A 13,383-nucleotide genomic window follows, 5' to 3' on the forward strand; every position below is an offset into this window, starting at 1 on the left:
CCGCTTCAAACATGAGCGGCGTTATCTGTTTGAAGGCAGACAAAGCCAAAACAGATATATCACCCTGACGCGGGGTGGAGCAGCCCGGTAGCTCGTCAGGCTCATAACCTGAAGGTCGCAGGTTCAAATCCTGCCCCCGCAACCAAAATAAAGCCCTTAACTCAATGAGTTAGGGGCTTTTTTGATTCTTGGGCTAAGTGCCGAAATGGTCTGCTGGAATCACTATGGAATCATGCGGGAGCGAAAAACTGCGTACTGCAATTTCAGTGTGAATCATTTACTTCCTCAGGTCTTTTTCAAATTGAATGATTGCAGGTGACCCTCTCCCCAAAACTTGATCCATTTGGAGGTTAAAGGGTCTTGTGCGGTCCATAGATGTCAGGTGCGTCCCGCCATCTCAGGCCATTGCGGATGACGTGGATAATTCCGCTGATGACACGGCGGTCGTCAACACGTGGTCTACCATGGGAGCGCGGAAAGTATTGTCGAATACGCTCAAGTTGAGCTTCGTTGAGCCAATAGTGATCAGACATGGGCAAGTCCTCCTGCCTACTTGAATCACATCCCAAATTAGATTTGAATCCTTGAAATAGCGAATGGCAGGTTTGCGGACATTTGAGACCTCTGCTCAATGTCGCAAGCTGTACAGTTTGGTATCATGTCGCATTGATGATTGTCAGTCTGTTGCTAATGCTCTGTTTCACAAAGTCCGTGGTCTGCAAGCGTCTCTATGACCGCACAATCTGCGATGTTGCCTGCATCGCATTTAGAAATTCGCTTTAGCTCTCGTTCCAAACGGCGAAGTTTGGCAATCCTGTTTTGCACGTCCTTAAGATGCTCAACGGCTATGCTGTGAGCATCTTGGCATGGCCTTTCGGGATGTTGGCTTAGTTCCAGAAGCCCTTTGATGTTCTCTATCGAAAAGCCAAGGTCACGCGAATGTCGAATGAACGAAAGGCGACCTAGACCATCCGCCGTATAGCGGCGTTGATTGCCCTCGGAACGCTCTGGCGCAGCAATTAATCCCATCTGCTCATAATATCGAATGGTCGGAATTTTCACGCCTGTCAGCTTGGAAAGTTGGCCTATCGAAAACATGAAAATCACCTCTTGAACCTATAGCTACTAGAGGGATTATATTTGTTTGGACAAAAATTTGAAAGGTCAAACATGAGCGACGTAAACGAAGCCTGCGGCTGTTCGGGCAACCCGACATTTGACGGAGTAGACCCTGTATACAAACGCATCCTCTGGGTTGTTATTGCAATCAATGCGGCAATGTTTCTCGTGGAGATGTCGGCTGGCAAGCTGGCTGGTTCTCAAGCGTTGCAAGCGGATGCACTCGATTTCCTCGGTGACTCCCTGACTTACGGGTTAAGCCTTGCTGTCATTGGCATGAGTTTGAAAGCCCGCTCTATGGCGGCACTTGTAAAGGGCATGAGCCTCATGTTGATGGGGCTGTGGGTCTTTGGCTCGACAGCCTATCAGGTCCTTGTACTGGGTGTGCCTCAAGCTGAAATCATGGGGGCAATCGGACTACTGGCACTGGCCGCAAACCTTGCAAGCGTTTTGCTACTCATGCGTTATAAGGACGGTGACGCGAACGTCCGTTCTGTTTGGCTCTGCTCTCGTAACGATGCAATCGGGAACGTGGCCGTCATGGTCGCAAGTATAGCCGTTTGGTTCACCGTGTCGGCGTGGCCAGACCTGATTGTTGCCGCCGTTATGGCAGGGCTTTTCCTCCGCTCGTCACAACTCATTCTTGTTCAAGCATGGCAGGAATATCGTAGTGGCGAAGACTTGGGTGCTCTGCAAAATCACGGGCATGACCATGCCCATTGAAACCTACTATCTCATTCTAGTGGTTGGGCTTTTAGCGGGCGCGTATATGCTTGGAATGTTGCTGTGGTCTATAGTCCAGCCCAAGCGGCGTGTCTGGCCATCATCCTGATTGGATGGGGTATTCTTACCGCATCCCTTTGGGTGTTGCCAGTGCTTGCGATTGGTTTGGCTGTCTTGCTGATTGCGCCTCTCGCGGAAGAACCGTGGTTGCAAGAAAAATATGGCGCACCATATCAGGAATACAAACTAAACGTACGCCGTTACCTATAAGGTAAGCGCACTGGGAATCCTCATGAACGGCTTGCTTGAACTGATTCAAGAATACGGAAATTGGATCTATCTACTACTGTTTGCTTATTGTGCATTGAAAAGCGGGGCACTGCCCCTCTTGCCGGTCAGTTGGAAAACCAGAGCCGACATAATGGTGGCTGAGTCAATCGCTGCCGAGCCAGCTTGAAAAGTGATGCCCGCACCAGCAACTCGCGCAAATCGGCTCCGAGTGGTCATTTGCCAGCCCAGTTTGCGGGATCAACGTAGAGTCCGAACCAAATGGACCACAGGCCGAGTAGTGCGAAGATGACGCCAACAAGCCACCGCATTTGCTTCAATCGTTCTCCCAATGCATCGAGCGAAGTGGCGAGTTTCGGAACCGCTGCAAAAAGTGCAAGCGGCGATGAAAGGAAAAGGCCGAAAAGAAACATCATCGTGAACCCGGTCGCGACTGTTCCTGTGGTTGCTGCCAATCCGAGCAAACCAAATAGAATAGGTGCGGCGCAAGCAGGGATGTTGAGGCCGAACGCCAGCCCCAATATGAATGGATTTTGTGCGCTCTTCCAGGCGGTGGGAGAGAGGTTAAACCCCCGCTTCACAAAGTGCCCTCTGCCAACTAGAAATGCCATTCCAATGACCAGATAGACCAGGCCGAAAATCAGCCAAACGCCTGTTTGTGCGGCGATGATTTTCTGCCCAAGAAAAGCAATCAAGCCACCGACTAAGCCTGATACAAGGGAGCGCGTGGCGATGAACGTTAGAACAGCATTCAGCTTTTCACGACTTGAGCGGTTATTTTGCGTTTCAAGAAAGAGTAAATGGCCGCCAATCGTACAGGGCTCGATAAAACCCAATAGTCCTAAGCCGACTGGCAGCAGCAAAAATTCCAGCGTTGTGAATACCAATTAAATTCTCTCCTTTCTTGATGCTTATCCTTCCAGTTGGGGGAGTATCAATGGCGGGTGCGCGCATAGCGCCTTTATCGAATGTTGCGCAAGCCATGGTTTTTGCGACTGATTACCCTGCGCAGCAGGACAATTTTTTCACGTCCATGTCAAAGGTTTGAGCAGCGAGCTTCAATCCTTCAACAGTTGTGAGATACGGGAAAATCATTGAGCCAAGATCATCATAGGTCATGCCTGTTTTGATCGCCAAAGCTGCCGTTTGGATACTGTCTGAGCCTTCAGGAGCTAAAATGTGCGCTCCAATGAGCTTTTTCGTCTTTCCGTCTGCAACGAGTTTGATCAATCCGCGTGTATCTCGAGCGGCGAGAGCACGAGGCACATTGTCGAGGGTCAAAATTGAAGTTCGCGCCTCAATGCCTTGTTCTTTGGCTTGCCGTTCTGTTAGGCCAACACTGGCAACCTGTGGATCGGTGAACACAACAGCAGGCATCGCCGAGTTGTCGTAGGAAAGAGAATTGCCGTTCATGGCATTACTTGCTGCGATTTTTGCACCATAGGCAGCCATGTAAACGAACTGGTCGGTGCCGGTTACGTCACCAGCGGCATAGACACCGGGACGCGTCGAACGCATGCGGTCATCGACCTTGATGCTGCCGTTGGGTAGAAGTTCGACACCGATCTCTTCGAGCCCCATGCCGGATGTATTCGGTATGCGGCCTGTTGTGATGAGAACCTGTTCAGCTACAATGGTCACATCCTGCCCGCCCTCCGTGACGTCTAGGGCTATCCCGCCATCGGTATTACGAATGCTGTTGTAGCCCAGTCCATCGCGAACAGTTATTCCTTCGTCCCGAAAATACTCCGCCAGGGCTTTACTGATTTGAGGTTCAGCTTCTGGCAACAGCCGGGACCGGCAAACGATGGTGACATCAACACCCGACCGCCCAAGCATCTGCGCCAGTTCACATCCGATGTAGCCACCTCCGATTACCAGAATTGATTTCGGTAAGGCGTCGAGTTCAAGCGCTTCGGTACTGGTCAGGTAGGGAACGCCGTCAATGCCTTCAATATTGGGAGTTGCCGCTGAAGTACCCGTAGCGACAATCACCTTGTCCGCCGAGATAAGTTTCCCATCGACGGAAACGCCGCCTTCCGCCAGTTTCGCTGCACCCTCAATATAGGCCACGTTTTTATAGGAGGGAAGAATGTCGCTGTACTTAGAGTGGCGAAGCGTCGTCACCAATTCGTCTTTCTGGGCGGTCAAAGCTCTCCAGTCCTCAATGCATGCCTCAGCCTTGATACCTGCGAAACGCGATGCGGCTTTTGCGTGGTGGAGAGCGTCAGCGGCACGGATCATGGCCTTTGACGGTACGCAACCAACATTAACGCAAGTGCCGCCAATCATCCCGGAGCCGATGAGTGCTACACGAGCTCCCTGCTCAGCTGCGGTAATGGCAGCCGAAAATCCTGCCGAACCGGCTCCGACGACAATAAGATCGAATTTTTCCTGGCCTTCTGACGTAGTGTTGCAACAGCCTTCGTTCATAGCATGTCTCCGGAACCGACATTTGCTTTTGGGATTCGTGAACGGCGAAATAATGCGAAAGCCGTAATGCCAAGGAAAATTACCAATGCGGGAAGGAGAACATAATCCAACCATGCCAGCCAAGCTGAGAGCCCGATGGCTCCCAACAACAAGACCAAGGCAGGTGTGAAGCAGCAGATAGCCGCAATCGCTGATCCAATGATCCCAGTTTTTAGTAAAGTTCTATTTTTCATGACTTTTTGTCATCTTGAATGATTGTCGATTCGTACCCTATCGATGCCGTCGCCGCTTGAATTTCGCTGGCCGTTGTCAGGTCGTCATCAAATATCACTGTTGCAGTGCGATCATCCATGGTGGCCTCAACGGTCTTAATACCATCAACCTTGGAGATTGCCTGCTCGACCATATACGGACAACTGGCGCAATTCATCCCAGGGACTGAAAGCTTGATGGTCTGGTCGGCGGCTGTGGATGGGCTGGTGAACATGACTGTCGTTGCCAGTATGGCAAAAGCGAGGATTTGCTTCATATGTGGAATTCCTTATTTTCCGATAATAATGGGGAGGATGTATGGCCACGCGAGCGCTAGAACGATCAAGGCGGTTGCAAACCATAACGCCAATTTAACAATCCGATTGGGCAATGGCCGTGCGCAAGCTGCACCGTCAGCGCATTCGTTTTGCGGTTTTCTGTAGACCAGGAAATATCCGTACCCGAGAAAACCCAAGGTTATAATAACGAGTATTGGTTGATAGGGTGCCAGCGCAGTCAAGTTACCGATCCAAGCCCCGCCCACACCAAGGCTAAAGAGTGCCAGGGGGATAATGCAGCATGAAGATGCTAAAATCGCGCCTATGACCCCTCCCGTTGCGAATACACGCATCTTTCCATCATCAATGCTTCCTGACGCATTTGCGGAACTGGCATGCAATTTTGTTGTGCTCATGGCGGTTGATCCTCGCATTCATTCAAAAATTAGGATAAAGTCTGTAGTAACTACAGACTCAAGAGGTTTTTTTGATGAATGGTCACGTTTCAGTGAAGGGCTTAAAGCGAGCAAAATTAGCGGAGAGAACTGGCTGCAATTTGGAAACGATACGCTACTACGAGAAAATTGGCCTTATGCCGGATCCTCCGCGCACGTCATCAGGGTATCGTGTATATGATGATACACACGCTGAACGACTTGGATTTATACTCCGAGGGCGACAGCTAGGATTCTCTATTGATGAATTACGGGGACTTTTACTGCTGGTTGACCGGGGTACTCAAACATGCGCCGATGTGAAGGTGCTCACGGAAAAACACCTGGTGGACGTGCGTGCCAAGATTGAGGATTTAAGGCGCATTGAGAAGGTGCTTGCTGCCACAGCAGCACAATGCTCCGGTGAACGGGTGCCCGAATGTCCCGTATTAGAGGCACTGGGATCTTGATTGGAACGGTCGCTTTTTACGTCGGCGCAGCCGTGGCCGAAATTGCTGGTTGCTTTGCCTTCTGGGTGTATTTCCGGTTAGGTAAAAGTGTTTTTTGGCTTGCGCCGGGTTTAGTCAGTCTCGTTCTATTTGCATATCTGTTGACCCGTGTGGACAGTGACTTTGCAGGTCGAGCCTACGCAGCCTATGGCGGCATATACATAGCTGCGTCGATCCTTTGGCTCTGGCTGGTTGAAAACCGAACACCCGATCGGTGGGATTTAGTTGGGGCGGCGATCTGCCTTCTGGGGGCGGCAATAATTCTTTGGGGACCACGCGGGACATAATATGTTTGCGAAACGAAGAATTATGCGTTCGTAACATCTGAAATGAAAAGGTCTGCGATTTAGCGTTATACTTGACCTCCAATAACGAACTGATCGTATGTATCGTGTTCGGGCGGCTCGTCCAAATCGCGGTCCCATTTTCCTGGAGCGTCATCAGGATATAGGAGAAGAGAGATTGTCATGCGGGTTTGATCGGGCAGTTCCGAGAATATGGTCATTTCCCGAACCTCTTCTTCGCCCAGCCAAATGCCTTTTGGATGCAGAATCCCTGTTCGGTTATCGATCAGCATATCCTGTTTTTCGGCTAAGGAAGAAACAGGTAGCGGGATGACCTCTTGACGACCGCGATAGAAAATTCCTGATTTAATAAGCGGCTCACTACTCCATGCCCAATCAATAAAGCCGTCCTTGCCGACGACGATCATCGCCCGCTTGTGCGTCATTCTCAACCACTTGAGAATGGCTGCCGTCAGAGAAACGTTGTAGCGGTCAGCCAAATGCGACATGAGATCAAGATCAATGGGGTGGCTTGAGATTTGGTCTCGGAAATCGTCCAGGGGCATCAGCAAATAAGAAGCGAAGGTATTTGCCTGTGCTTCGATCTGACCGTATTCAGAATTCCATTTGTGCATGTCGCGGCTGCTGCACTTGAGGCCCTCTGCCGAGATTTCTCTATGAAGCAGATAGTGCCCAAGTTCATGGGCAAGGGTGAAGTTTATGCGGCCCTTAGATTCAATGCTTTCATTGTAGATGATGCCCCATTCGCCATTGCCGCTTGGGTGGGGAAGCATTGCGCCTTCGAATTTACGAGAGAGATCCATGCCTTCAATCATGGTGATAGGAGCATCCGGGAAAACCTGTTTTGAATAATCCCGCGCTATCCCAGCCACGTTGATTGGGAAGCGGTCCAGTCCGTGGGCTTCATGGAAGACTTTGATCAGCTTACTGAGGTGGATTGCCCATTTCTCAGGCGTATTAGGTAGGTTCAATCTTTCTTCCCCCACATATCGATCATCTGCTCGATCTTCTTTTTGTCTTCATCCTCAAGCTTGCTGAATTTTCTGAAGAAGGCCTCTTGGAGCACTTTTTCATCGGGAGTCGCTTTCTCGTCCAACAGATAATCTGTCGTCACGGATAGGGCTTGAGCGATTCGGGTCAATTTCTCCGCAGACGGTTTACGAGTATCTCGGTTCTCAAGCTCCCAAATGTAGCTCTTGCTGGATTCTGTGAGCTCAGCCAGCTTATCGAGCGAATAGCCCTTTTCCTGCCGATGATGGCGGATTTTCTCGCCTAATGAGGTCGTCATGTCATCTCCCTTGGTCGGTCAATTTGTTTTTCGACCGTGTTCGATATATGACGAACAAATTGGTGCTTGACAAGAGAATTGCAAAAATGTTCGATATATACCGAACGAAAACGTGCTATTAAGGAGATTCGAAATATGGCTAAGCGTACCCCGGGTACACATCATGTGACCCCTAACTCAAACGGAGGCTGGGATGTCCGGCGCGGCGGTTCTGACCGCAGCAGCGGTCATTTTGACACCAAACGTGAAGCGATTGATCGCGGTCGCGAGATCAGCCGCAACGCCAAAACGGAATTCAAGATCCATAATCGGGATGGGCGGATTTCCCAGTCCGATTCTCACGGGAACGATCCCCGCAACATTAAAGGCTAAGGAGATTAAGCATGGCCTCAGTGACGACCTTCATTCGCAACACGCCTGCTTCGTCGCTGCAGGCATACTTTGAACACACGGGCATTAAAATTTCGAACCCGATTAATTGGGATGGCCCTGAGCCTGAAGTGGTTAAAGGAACGCTCCGGGCTGTCGATGACATGACAGACGATGAACGCGCCCGTGTCCTCAATGATGCTGAGCGTGTTAGCGCCTTGGCCGATGACGCCGGGCAGACTGCCCTTTACAGCGTCGCCGAAGACCGAACCGTTCTGGATGATCTGGTCAACGGCCATGCGCGGTCACTGTGGATGTTCCTGAATGCACCGACCTTGTTTCGCTTCGCCGAAGAGGTGCGTTTCACGGATGAACGTCGGCGCGGACGTAGCTGGGATGGCTTCATGGCCCCAGCCAACCTTGATTTGAACCGTGATGCCGTCGCTCTTGAGGCATTTAAATCAGCTCTGCGGGAGCGGTTTTCCTCCAACAACATTCACATCGATATTTTTAGCCGTCATCGCCCGACCTTTGATGGTGAAGACTGTGAATTGGTGCAGATCGTCATCTACCGGGAGGGGCTTCCCGATGCCTTTTTGGCGTTCGATGATGAAGGTGAATTGGTGCGCCGTGCGCGTCGGCCTGTGTTTGAAGCGGCGATGACCTATGAACCGGAAACCGGCGTGATTGAGGTTGTGGCCAATGACCGCGAAAGCCGCGAAGAAATGGCGCGTTACATGGCGCGTGACCTGCTCGGCGTGGAGTTTCAGAGCGAGAAGGTTCCGCTTCGGAACTATGACCTGTCGGTTCTCTTGGCCCCGCATCCGTTCCAGACGGACCCGGATGACGGGATTGAGTCTGTGGAGGTGAAGCAATTGCGTTTGATGCCGTTCGACAATAATGGCGAGCGCGTCACTCTCGAATGCCTGCGCAAAGCGGATCGGACCATCTGGAAAATGTCGGCAGACCGGTTCGGCGCAAACGACCCGCTGGCTGGTGGCTGGGTCGCAACCCAGGCCAAATTGACCATCAAATTCCATCCGAAGGGTTCGTCAAAACGTGGACGCACTTTGCCGTTGACGATCACCATGCCGCACGGGTGTAACTTGAAGGATCAAACGGAAGAGGAGCAGTTGATTGGTGAGAAGTACCTGCGCCGTTGGGGCATCCTGAATGACGTTGACTGATATCGTTTCGTTTTCCCGATCAGATGTCCAATTGGTGCAGTCAATCCTGCAGACGCCTGATGCGTTGATCACTGGTGCGGCTTTGGATGGATTTCATAGTCGTTCGGCAGAAGCGCTGAAGGTATCAGGTGTCTTGCAACCGGACGGGCATCAGCTTGCAGCAGTCTCGCTTTCTGACCATGATGATGAAGCCGTCACCCTAACTTGGTCGCCGGAGGAGGGCGGCTACGGCTATTTCAGTCCGTCTGCCGGATGGGTGTCAGTGCCTTCCGAGAGGCTCACATCCTTTTCGATCAACTATTCCGTATTGTTTGAGCTTGTGTTGAAGGCTCTGGGTGTTTCGTCACGGAACGATCCGGAAGAACTGGTGCCAGGTCTGGTTTGGGAAGTAGGGGATGTCCGCTTGCCCGGTCGTTCCAAGCGGATCCCGATCTGGATTGCTCGGCGACTTGCGGTCCCAGCTGTCTGGTCGGCGTTTGCTAATACTGCGAAGGAGAGACCAGCTCCAGGTTTGCGGGTAGTCATAAATTTGACGGCAGGCCGTGTGAACGAGGCGACTTTCCGAGGCCATGAGATCATCAATCTTCATGACGTCATCGGAACTGGTCTGGAAATCGATCCAGATGTTTTAGCAGCTCGGGTTTCTTCTGGAGCCCCGATCTCCGATGCCCCGATCGTGGTTAATGCGGACGGCGCTTCGGTTAATGTTAGGGGTAAAGTGTATTCTTTCACCGGTGTGAAACAACGGGCCATCATTCGTCATCTGTACCAAGCATGGCAATCCGGCGAACCTAAATGCCAGAAGATGGCTGTCTTTGAGACTGCGGAATGTGGTGCTTCGGTGAATACACTCGCAAAAGCCTTCTCTGGGAGGTCAGATTGGCGGGAGTTTATCCAGGAAAAGGATGGATATTGTTGGATTTCGCTTTGAGATGAAGAAATAAATTCTCCAAAAATGGATATTGAAATACTCCATAAATGGAGTTATATTGAATTCAGAAATGGAGGTTCAAATGGCTCTCTCTCATGCTTATCCCGCTACTCGGCACCAGATTGCCCCATTAATCGATTTATCTGATCGAGCTGAACGTGATCGTCTGAGCTCCGGGGCTATCCGGGCATTTTTCAATATCATGGAGCAGTGGAAGGTTCGCGATGAAGCGGCCAGGCAATTGCTCGGTGGGGTCTCCAATGGGGCCTTTTACGCCTTGAAAAAGGGTGGAGATCGCGCGTTGGACGAAGACAAGCTGCGCCGAATTTCCTATCTGGTCGGTATCTTCAAAGCTTTAAACATCATCTATAGCGAGGAGCTTGCCGATAAATGGATGCAGCTTCCCAACAAAAACCGGATCTTTGGCGGGATGACCCCGAACGACTATTTGATCCATGGTGGGCTACCGGCTTTCGCAACGGTCAGGAAACTTCTTGATGCGCGGCGGGGTGGCCATTGAGTTTTCCTGAAACATCCCGGATCCGCCAACTTGATACACATCGGCTAATTCCGTCTAAATACAGTGAGAACGGGGACAGTGTCCTCGTGCGCATTGCTGATGATGACGATCACCTTCAAAGCATCTTTGATTTAGACCACGCTACCAATGACCGCCTGTTGGCAGAAAACGATTTGCTGCCTGGCATCGGCGTTGATGAGTTGGTGTTCAGTGTGCCGTCCTACAGGATCATCAATGCAGCATTCACGCATGCTCATCCATTGGGAAGTCGCTTCAATGGTCCGGATCGGGGCGCATGGTATGCAGGATTTGCGCTGGAAACATCACATGCTGAAGTCGCTTGGCACAAATCATTGGAGCTTGCCGAAATCGATTGGCAGAACGAAAGCGTTACTTATGACGATTACCTGGCTGACTTCGGCGGCGAGTATCATGATATCCGAGAAGCCGATTCCTTTATGGATTGTTTGATACCGGATAGCTATGTGGCCTCTCAGGGGCTTGCTGAAAGATTGCTTGGAGAGGGGTCTCCAGGAGTGATTTATCCAAGTGTGCGCCATCCAGGGGGTGTTTGTTTAGCCTGCTTCCGCCCAGCCCTTGTCGGCAATGTTCGCAAAAGCGCCAGATATCGGTTTACGTGGTCTGGTAAATCCGAGCCCGAAATTGAGCTCGAAGAGTCCTATATCTGATCCGTTGAAAGTCTTTTAAATCATCTATGAGCCGTCCCATTGGGGCGGCTTTTTTCGTTTCCGGCATCGAAAAGGTGATTCCTACCTTCTGCCCTACCTTCCGCCTCCCCGGCTCCTCCCCCCACAACCGCCATTCTCCTCCCAGGTTTTCGAACAGCCCCCAAGGAGGACTCCATGGCTATTAAACATCTCAATCAGATCGAATTGGCCGATCGCTGGAATATCAGCGAGCGCACGCTTGAGCGCTGGCGGTGGACCGGCGAAGGCCCCGCCTATCTCAAAATCGGTGGACGGGTCGTCTACCGGCTTGAAGACGTGGAAGCCTTTGAAGCAGACAACCTCTGCAAAAGCACCACCGAAACCCCGAACGATCTCTATGCGTAAGGGGGCAGCCATGAATATCCCCAACCGCATTCAGATTGATGACCTGAGCGCCATGGAGGTGGCGGACATTGCCTCTCTGCCCGTCGAACAGCTGATCGCGTTGCAAGGTGAAATCGCCGAACGCCTCACCATCACAAAGCTGATGAAGGACCGGTTCGACAGTGCTCTTGAGTGCCGTTTTTCCCTTCAGGCGAGAGAAGTCCGCGCAGCCCTCGGCAAAGACACGGGTACGGTTCGCTTCAATGAAGGTCTGGCGCAGGTCGTTGCCGATCTTCCCAAAAAGGTCGCCTGGGACCAATCCCAGCTTTCTCAGCTTGTCGAGCGCATGAAGGCCGAGGGCGATGACCCGGCTGAATACGTCGATATCACCATCAAGGTTTCCGAACGCAAATACGCCGCTTGGCCGAGCCATATCCGCTCGGCGTTTGAGGGCGCAAGGACCGTGCGTGTCGGTAAAGCCTCCTACCAACTTTCCCTGAACGATGAGGTGCAATCATGACCGCCAAGACCAAACTTGAACGCCTGCGCGAAGACAACAGCTATCTCGCGGATCTTCCCGATACCATCCGGATTCCGCCTTTGGGCGATCGCCAAGAAGAGGTGATCAAACCCATTGAAGCGGCGTCCATTGATGACCTTGCTTTTGCTCAACTGGCTTTGCAGGCCAAATCCTCTGCGCTTTACGGAGAAATCGATGCATTGCGTCGGGTCTACGACATGGCCCGCAAGAACGGATCCTTGGGGGCAGACAATGCCCTGGATGCGGTGACTTCGAAGAAGGGGGGCAAGTGATGACGCTCCCCATCATTTCCGCCGACGAACGGTTGTCTGAGCAGCGCGGCATTAAAGGCTGCATCTTCGGCAAATCCGGTATCGGCAAAACCTCACTGCTTTGGACGCTGGATGCCCAGTCCACCTTGTTCTTCGATTTAGAGGCAGGGGATCTGGCGATCGAAGGCTGGTCCGGAGATACCATTCGCCCTCGCACCTGGATTGAATGCCGTGATTTCGCGGTCTTCATCGGCGGTCCAAACCCGGCCTTGCGTGACGATCAAGTCTATAGCCTGGCCCACTATGACGCGGTTTGTGAGCAGTTTGGCGATCCGGCAGCTCTGGGTAAGTACCAGACCGTCTTTATCGACAGCATCACGGTTGCTGGACGTCTGTGTTTCCAATGGGCCAAAGGCCAGCCGCAGGCCGTTTCTGAGCGCACCGGCAAGCCTGACATGCGTGGTGCTTATGGTCTCCACGGCCAGGAGATGATCGCCTGGCTCACGCACCTTCAGCACACCCGTGGCAAGAACGTTTGGTTTGTCGGAATCCTCGACGAGAAGCTTGATGATTTCAATCGCAAGACCTTCGTTCCCCAAATCGACGGCTCCAAGACTGGTAACGAACTCCCCGGCATCGTCGATGAAGTCATCGCCATGGCCGAAGTCAGCCCGGATGGCACGGATCCCTACAGAGCGTTTGTTTGCCACACGCTGAACCCGTTCGGCTTTCCCGCAAAGGATCGCAGCGGACGGCTTGATCAAATCGAAGAACCCCATCTTGGCCGTCTGATGGAAAAGATCGGCGGCCCCGCAAAACCGGCAGGTGAAAGGCTGACTTTTAGTCGCCCCGTGCCACCAGCCGAGATCCCCAACCCTGAAGACGACAAAGGAGCACAGTAAT

21 protein-coding genes, 1 tRNA gene and 1 pseudogene are annotated in these 13,383 nt (G+C 52.0%); 14 read left to right on the forward strand and 9 right to left on the reverse strand.

Features of this window, described 5'->3' with window-relative positions; translation table 11 throughout:
- Window positions 1-68 precede the first annotated feature (68 nt).
- Window positions 69-145: transfer RNA gene (locus tag TH2_RS10550), tRNA-Met, on the forward strand.
- A gap of 208 nt (window positions 146-353) precedes the next feature.
- On the opposite strand, the pseudogene TH2_RS20760 reads toward TH2_RS10550, so the two are convergent.
- Window positions 354-533 (reverse strand): annotated as a pseudogene (locus TH2_RS20760) (transposase); the annotation flags it as partial.
- A gap of 154 nt (window positions 534-687) precedes the next feature.
- Window positions 688-1,098: a MerR family transcriptional regulator gene (locus tag TH2_RS10555; protein WP_008890414.1), complete on the reverse strand. Its 411-nt coding sequence runs from the start codon at window positions 1,096-1,098 to the stop codon at window positions 688-690.
- Between the two features lie 72 nt (window positions 1,099-1,170).
- Between TH2_RS10555 and TH2_RS10560 the strand changes: the two genes are divergently transcribed.
- Together TH2_RS10560 and TH2_RS21530 are read left to right on the forward strand one after the other, a co-directional pair.
- Window positions 1,171-1,842 carry a cation efflux transmembrane domain-containing protein gene (locus TH2_RS10560; RefSeq protein ID WP_040823559.1) on the forward strand — a complete coding sequence of 224 codons (672 nt, stop codon included), beginning with the start codon at window positions 1,171-1,173 and terminating at the stop codon, window positions 1,840-1,842.
- Window positions 1,843-2,134: 292 nt separating this feature from the next.
- Window positions 2,135-2,299 (forward strand): hypothetical protein, encoded by a 165-nt coding sequence (locus tag TH2_RS21530; protein WP_008890416.1) that lies wholly within the window; start codon window positions 2,135-2,137, stop codon window positions 2,297-2,299.
- Window positions 2,300-2,345: 46 nt separating this feature from the next.
- Here TH2_RS21530 and TH2_RS10565 read toward each other — a convergent pair whose 3' ends face one another.
- From TH2_RS10565 to TH2_RS10580, 5 genes are all read right to left on the reverse strand, one after another.
- Window positions 2,346-3,017 carry a cytochrome c biogenesis CcdA family protein gene (locus TH2_RS10565; RefSeq protein WP_008890417.1) on the reverse strand — a complete coding sequence of 224 codons (672 nt, stop codon included), beginning with the start codon at window positions 3,015-3,017 and terminating at the stop codon, window positions 2,346-2,348.
- Between the two features lie 112 nt (window positions 3,018-3,129).
- Window positions 3,130-4,563, reverse strand: coding sequence for a mercury(II) reductase (gene merA, locus TH2_RS10570; RefSeq protein ID WP_008890418.1), 1,434 nt, complete (start codon window positions 4,561-4,563; stop codon window positions 3,130-3,132).
- Window positions 4,560-4,796 (reverse strand): mercury resistance system transport protein MerF, encoded by a 237-nt coding sequence (gene merF / locus TH2_RS20765; RefSeq protein ID WP_008890419.1) that lies wholly within the window; start codon window positions 4,794-4,796, stop codon window positions 4,560-4,562. The genes merA and merF overlap by 4 nt, the downstream gene beginning before the upstream one ends.
- Window positions 4,793-5,092 (reverse strand): cation transporter, encoded by a 300-nt coding sequence (locus TH2_RS10575; RefSeq protein ID WP_008890420.1) that lies wholly within the window; start codon window positions 5,090-5,092, stop codon window positions 4,793-4,795. Before TH2_RS10575 ends, merF begins: the two co-directional genes overlap by 4 nt.
- A 12-nt stretch (window positions 5,093-5,104) precedes the next feature.
- Window positions 5,105-5,509 carry a mercuric transporter MerT family protein gene (locus tag TH2_RS10580; protein ID WP_008890421.1) on the reverse strand — a complete coding sequence of 135 codons (405 nt, stop codon included), beginning with the start codon at window positions 5,507-5,509 and terminating at the stop codon, window positions 5,105-5,107.
- 74 nt (window positions 5,510-5,583) lie between these two features.
- Here TH2_RS10580 and TH2_RS10585 point away from each other — a divergent pair, with 74 nt between their 5' ends.
- Window positions 5,584-5,997: a MerR family transcriptional regulator gene (locus TH2_RS10585; protein ID WP_008890422.1), complete on the forward strand. Its 414-nt coding sequence runs from the start codon at window positions 5,584-5,586 to the stop codon at window positions 5,995-5,997.
- Window positions 5,967-6,323 (forward strand): YnfA family protein, encoded by a 357-nt coding sequence (locus TH2_RS10590; protein WP_051007621.1) that lies wholly within the window; start codon window positions 5,967-5,969, stop codon window positions 6,321-6,323. Before TH2_RS10585 ends, TH2_RS10590 begins: the two co-directional genes overlap by 31 nt.
- Before the next feature lie 65 nt (window positions 6,324-6,388).
- On the opposite strand, the gene TH2_RS10595 is transcribed toward TH2_RS10590, so the two are convergent.
- On the reverse strand, window positions 6,389-7,312 hold the full coding sequence (locus TH2_RS10595; RefSeq protein WP_008890424.1) for an ImmA/IrrE family metallo-endopeptidase: 924 nt from the start codon (window positions 7,310-7,312) through the stop codon (window positions 6,389-6,391).
- The gene (locus TH2_RS10600; protein WP_008890425.1) at window positions 7,309-7,629 is read right to left on the reverse strand and encodes a helix-turn-helix domain-containing protein; all 321 of its coding nucleotides are present in this window, start codon (window positions 7,627-7,629) and stop codon (window positions 7,309-7,311) included. The genes TH2_RS10595 and TH2_RS10600 overlap by 4 nt, the downstream gene beginning before the upstream one ends.
- Window positions 7,630-7,764: 135 nt before the next feature.
- Here TH2_RS10600 and TH2_RS20770 point away from each other — a divergent pair, with 135 nt between their 5' ends.
- From TH2_RS20770 to TH2_RS10640, 9 genes are all read left to right on the forward strand, one after another.
- On the forward strand, window positions 7,765-8,001 hold the full coding sequence (locus tag TH2_RS20770; RefSeq protein ID WP_008890426.1) for a DUF2188 domain-containing protein: 237 nt from the start codon (window positions 7,765-7,767) through the stop codon (window positions 7,999-8,001).
- A gap of 11 nt (window positions 8,002-8,012) precedes the next feature.
- A complete protein-coding gene (locus TH2_RS10605) occupies window positions 8,013-9,185 on the forward strand; it encodes a hypothetical protein (RefSeq protein ID WP_008890427.1) in 1,173 nt (390 codons plus the stop codon).
- Complete coding sequence (locus TH2_RS10610; protein WP_008890428.1) at window positions 9,172-10,116, forward strand: hypothetical protein; 945 nt, start codon at window positions 9,172-9,174, stop codon at window positions 10,114-10,116. The genes TH2_RS10605 and TH2_RS10610 overlap by 14 nt, the downstream gene beginning before the upstream one ends.
- A gap of 82 nt (window positions 10,117-10,198) precedes the next feature.
- On the forward strand, window positions 10,199-10,636 hold the full coding sequence (locus TH2_RS10615) for an antitoxin Xre-like helix-turn-helix domain-containing protein (protein WP_040823625.1): 438 nt from the start codon (window positions 10,199-10,201) through the stop codon (window positions 10,634-10,636).
- A gap of 86 nt (window positions 10,637-10,722) precedes the next feature.
- Window positions 10,723-11,325: an RES family NAD+ phosphorylase gene (locus TH2_RS10620; RefSeq protein WP_008890430.1), complete on the forward strand. Its 603-nt coding sequence runs from the start codon at window positions 10,723-10,725 to the stop codon at window positions 11,323-11,325.
- Between the two features lie 174 nt (window positions 11,326-11,499).
- A complete protein-coding gene (locus TH2_RS10625; protein ID WP_008890431.1) occupies window positions 11,500-11,709 on the forward strand; it encodes a helix-turn-helix transcriptional regulator in 210 nt (69 codons plus the stop codon).
- 10 nt (window positions 11,710-11,719) lie between these two features.
- On the forward strand, window positions 11,720-12,208 hold the full coding sequence (locus TH2_RS10630) for a hypothetical protein (RefSeq protein ID WP_008890432.1): 489 nt from the start codon (window positions 11,720-11,722) through the stop codon (window positions 12,206-12,208).
- Entirely contained in the window at window positions 12,205-12,501 is a 297-nt protein-coding gene (locus TH2_RS10635) for a hypothetical protein (protein WP_008890433.1), read from the forward strand. The genes TH2_RS10630 and TH2_RS10635 overlap by 4 nt, the downstream gene beginning before the upstream one ends.
- A complete protein-coding gene (locus tag TH2_RS10640) occupies window positions 12,501-13,382 on the forward strand; it encodes an ATP-binding protein (RefSeq protein ID WP_008890434.1) in 882 nt (293 codons plus the stop codon). The genes TH2_RS10635 and TH2_RS10640 overlap by 1 nt, the downstream gene beginning before the upstream one ends.
- The last annotated feature ends 1 nt before the right edge of the window (window position 13,383 follow it).

The sequence above is a fragment of the Thalassospira profundimaris WP0211 genome (assembly GCF_000300275.1).
In the GTDB taxonomy this organism is placed as follows: domain Bacteria; phylum Pseudomonadota; class Alphaproteobacteria; order Rhodospirillales; family Thalassospiraceae; genus Thalassospira; species Thalassospira profundimaris.

Bases quoted from the DNA above. Each gene is read 5' to 3' on its own strand.
- TH2_RS10555 (WP_008890414.1), bottom strand. From the start codon at position 1,098: ATGTTTTCGATAGGCCAACTTTCCAAGCTGACAGGCGTGAAAATTCCG.
- TH2_RS10560 (WP_040823559.1), top strand. From the start codon at position 1,171: ATGAGCGACGTAAACGAAGCCTGCGGCTGTTCGGGCAACCCGACATTT.
- TH2_RS21530 (WP_008890416.1), top strand. From the start codon at position 2,135: ATGAACGGCTTGCTTGAACTGATTCAAGAATACGGAAATTGGATCTAT.
- merA (WP_008890418.1), bottom strand. From the start codon at position 4,563: ATGAACGAAGGCTGTTGCAACACTACGTCAGAAGGCCAGGAAAAATTC.
- merF (WP_008890419.1), bottom strand. From the start codon at position 4,796: ATGAAAAATAGAACTTTACTAAAAACTGGGATCATTGGATCAGCGATT.
- TH2_RS10575 (WP_008890420.1), bottom strand. From the start codon at position 5,092: ATGAAGCAAATCCTCGCTTTTGCCATACTGGCAACGACAGTCATGTTC.
- TH2_RS10580 (WP_008890421.1), bottom strand. From the start codon at position 5,509: ATGAGCACAACAAAATTGCATGCCAGTTCCGCAAATGCGTCAGGAAGC.
- TH2_RS10585 (WP_008890422.1), top strand. From the start codon at position 5,584: ATGAATGGTCACGTTTCAGTGAAGGGCTTAAAGCGAGCAAAATTAGCG.
- TH2_RS10590 (WP_051007621.1), top strand. From the start codon at position 5,967: ATGTCCCGTATTAGAGGCACTGGGATCTTGATTGGAACGGTCGCTTTT.
- TH2_RS10600 (WP_008890425.1), bottom strand. From the start codon at position 7,629: ATGACGACCTCATTAGGCGAGAAAATCCGCCATCATCGGCAGGAAAAG.
- TH2_RS20770 (WP_008890426.1), top strand. From the start codon at position 7,765: ATGGCTAAGCGTACCCCGGGTACACATCATGTGACCCCTAACTCAAAC.
- TH2_RS10605 (WP_008890427.1), top strand. From the start codon at position 8,013: ATGGCCTCAGTGACGACCTTCATTCGCAACACGCCTGCTTCGTCGCTG.
- TH2_RS10610 (WP_008890428.1), top strand. From the start codon at position 9,172: ATGACGTTGACTGATATCGTTTCGTTTTCCCGATCAGATGTCCAATTG.
- TH2_RS10615 (WP_040823625.1), top strand. From the start codon at position 10,199: ATGGCTCTCTCTCATGCTTATCCCGCTACTCGGCACCAGATTGCCCCA.
- TH2_RS10625 (WP_008890431.1), top strand. From the start codon at position 11,500: ATGGCTATTAAACATCTCAATCAGATCGAATTGGCCGATCGCTGGAAT.
- TH2_RS10630 (WP_008890432.1), top strand. From the start codon at position 11,720: ATGAATATCCCCAACCGCATTCAGATTGATGACCTGAGCGCCATGGAG.
- TH2_RS10635 (WP_008890433.1), top strand. From the start codon at position 12,205: ATGACCGCCAAGACCAAACTTGAACGCCTGCGCGAAGACAACAGCTAT.
- TH2_RS10640 (WP_008890434.1), top strand. From the start codon at position 12,501: ATGACGCTCCCCATCATTTCCGCCGACGAACGGTTGTCTGAGCAGCGC.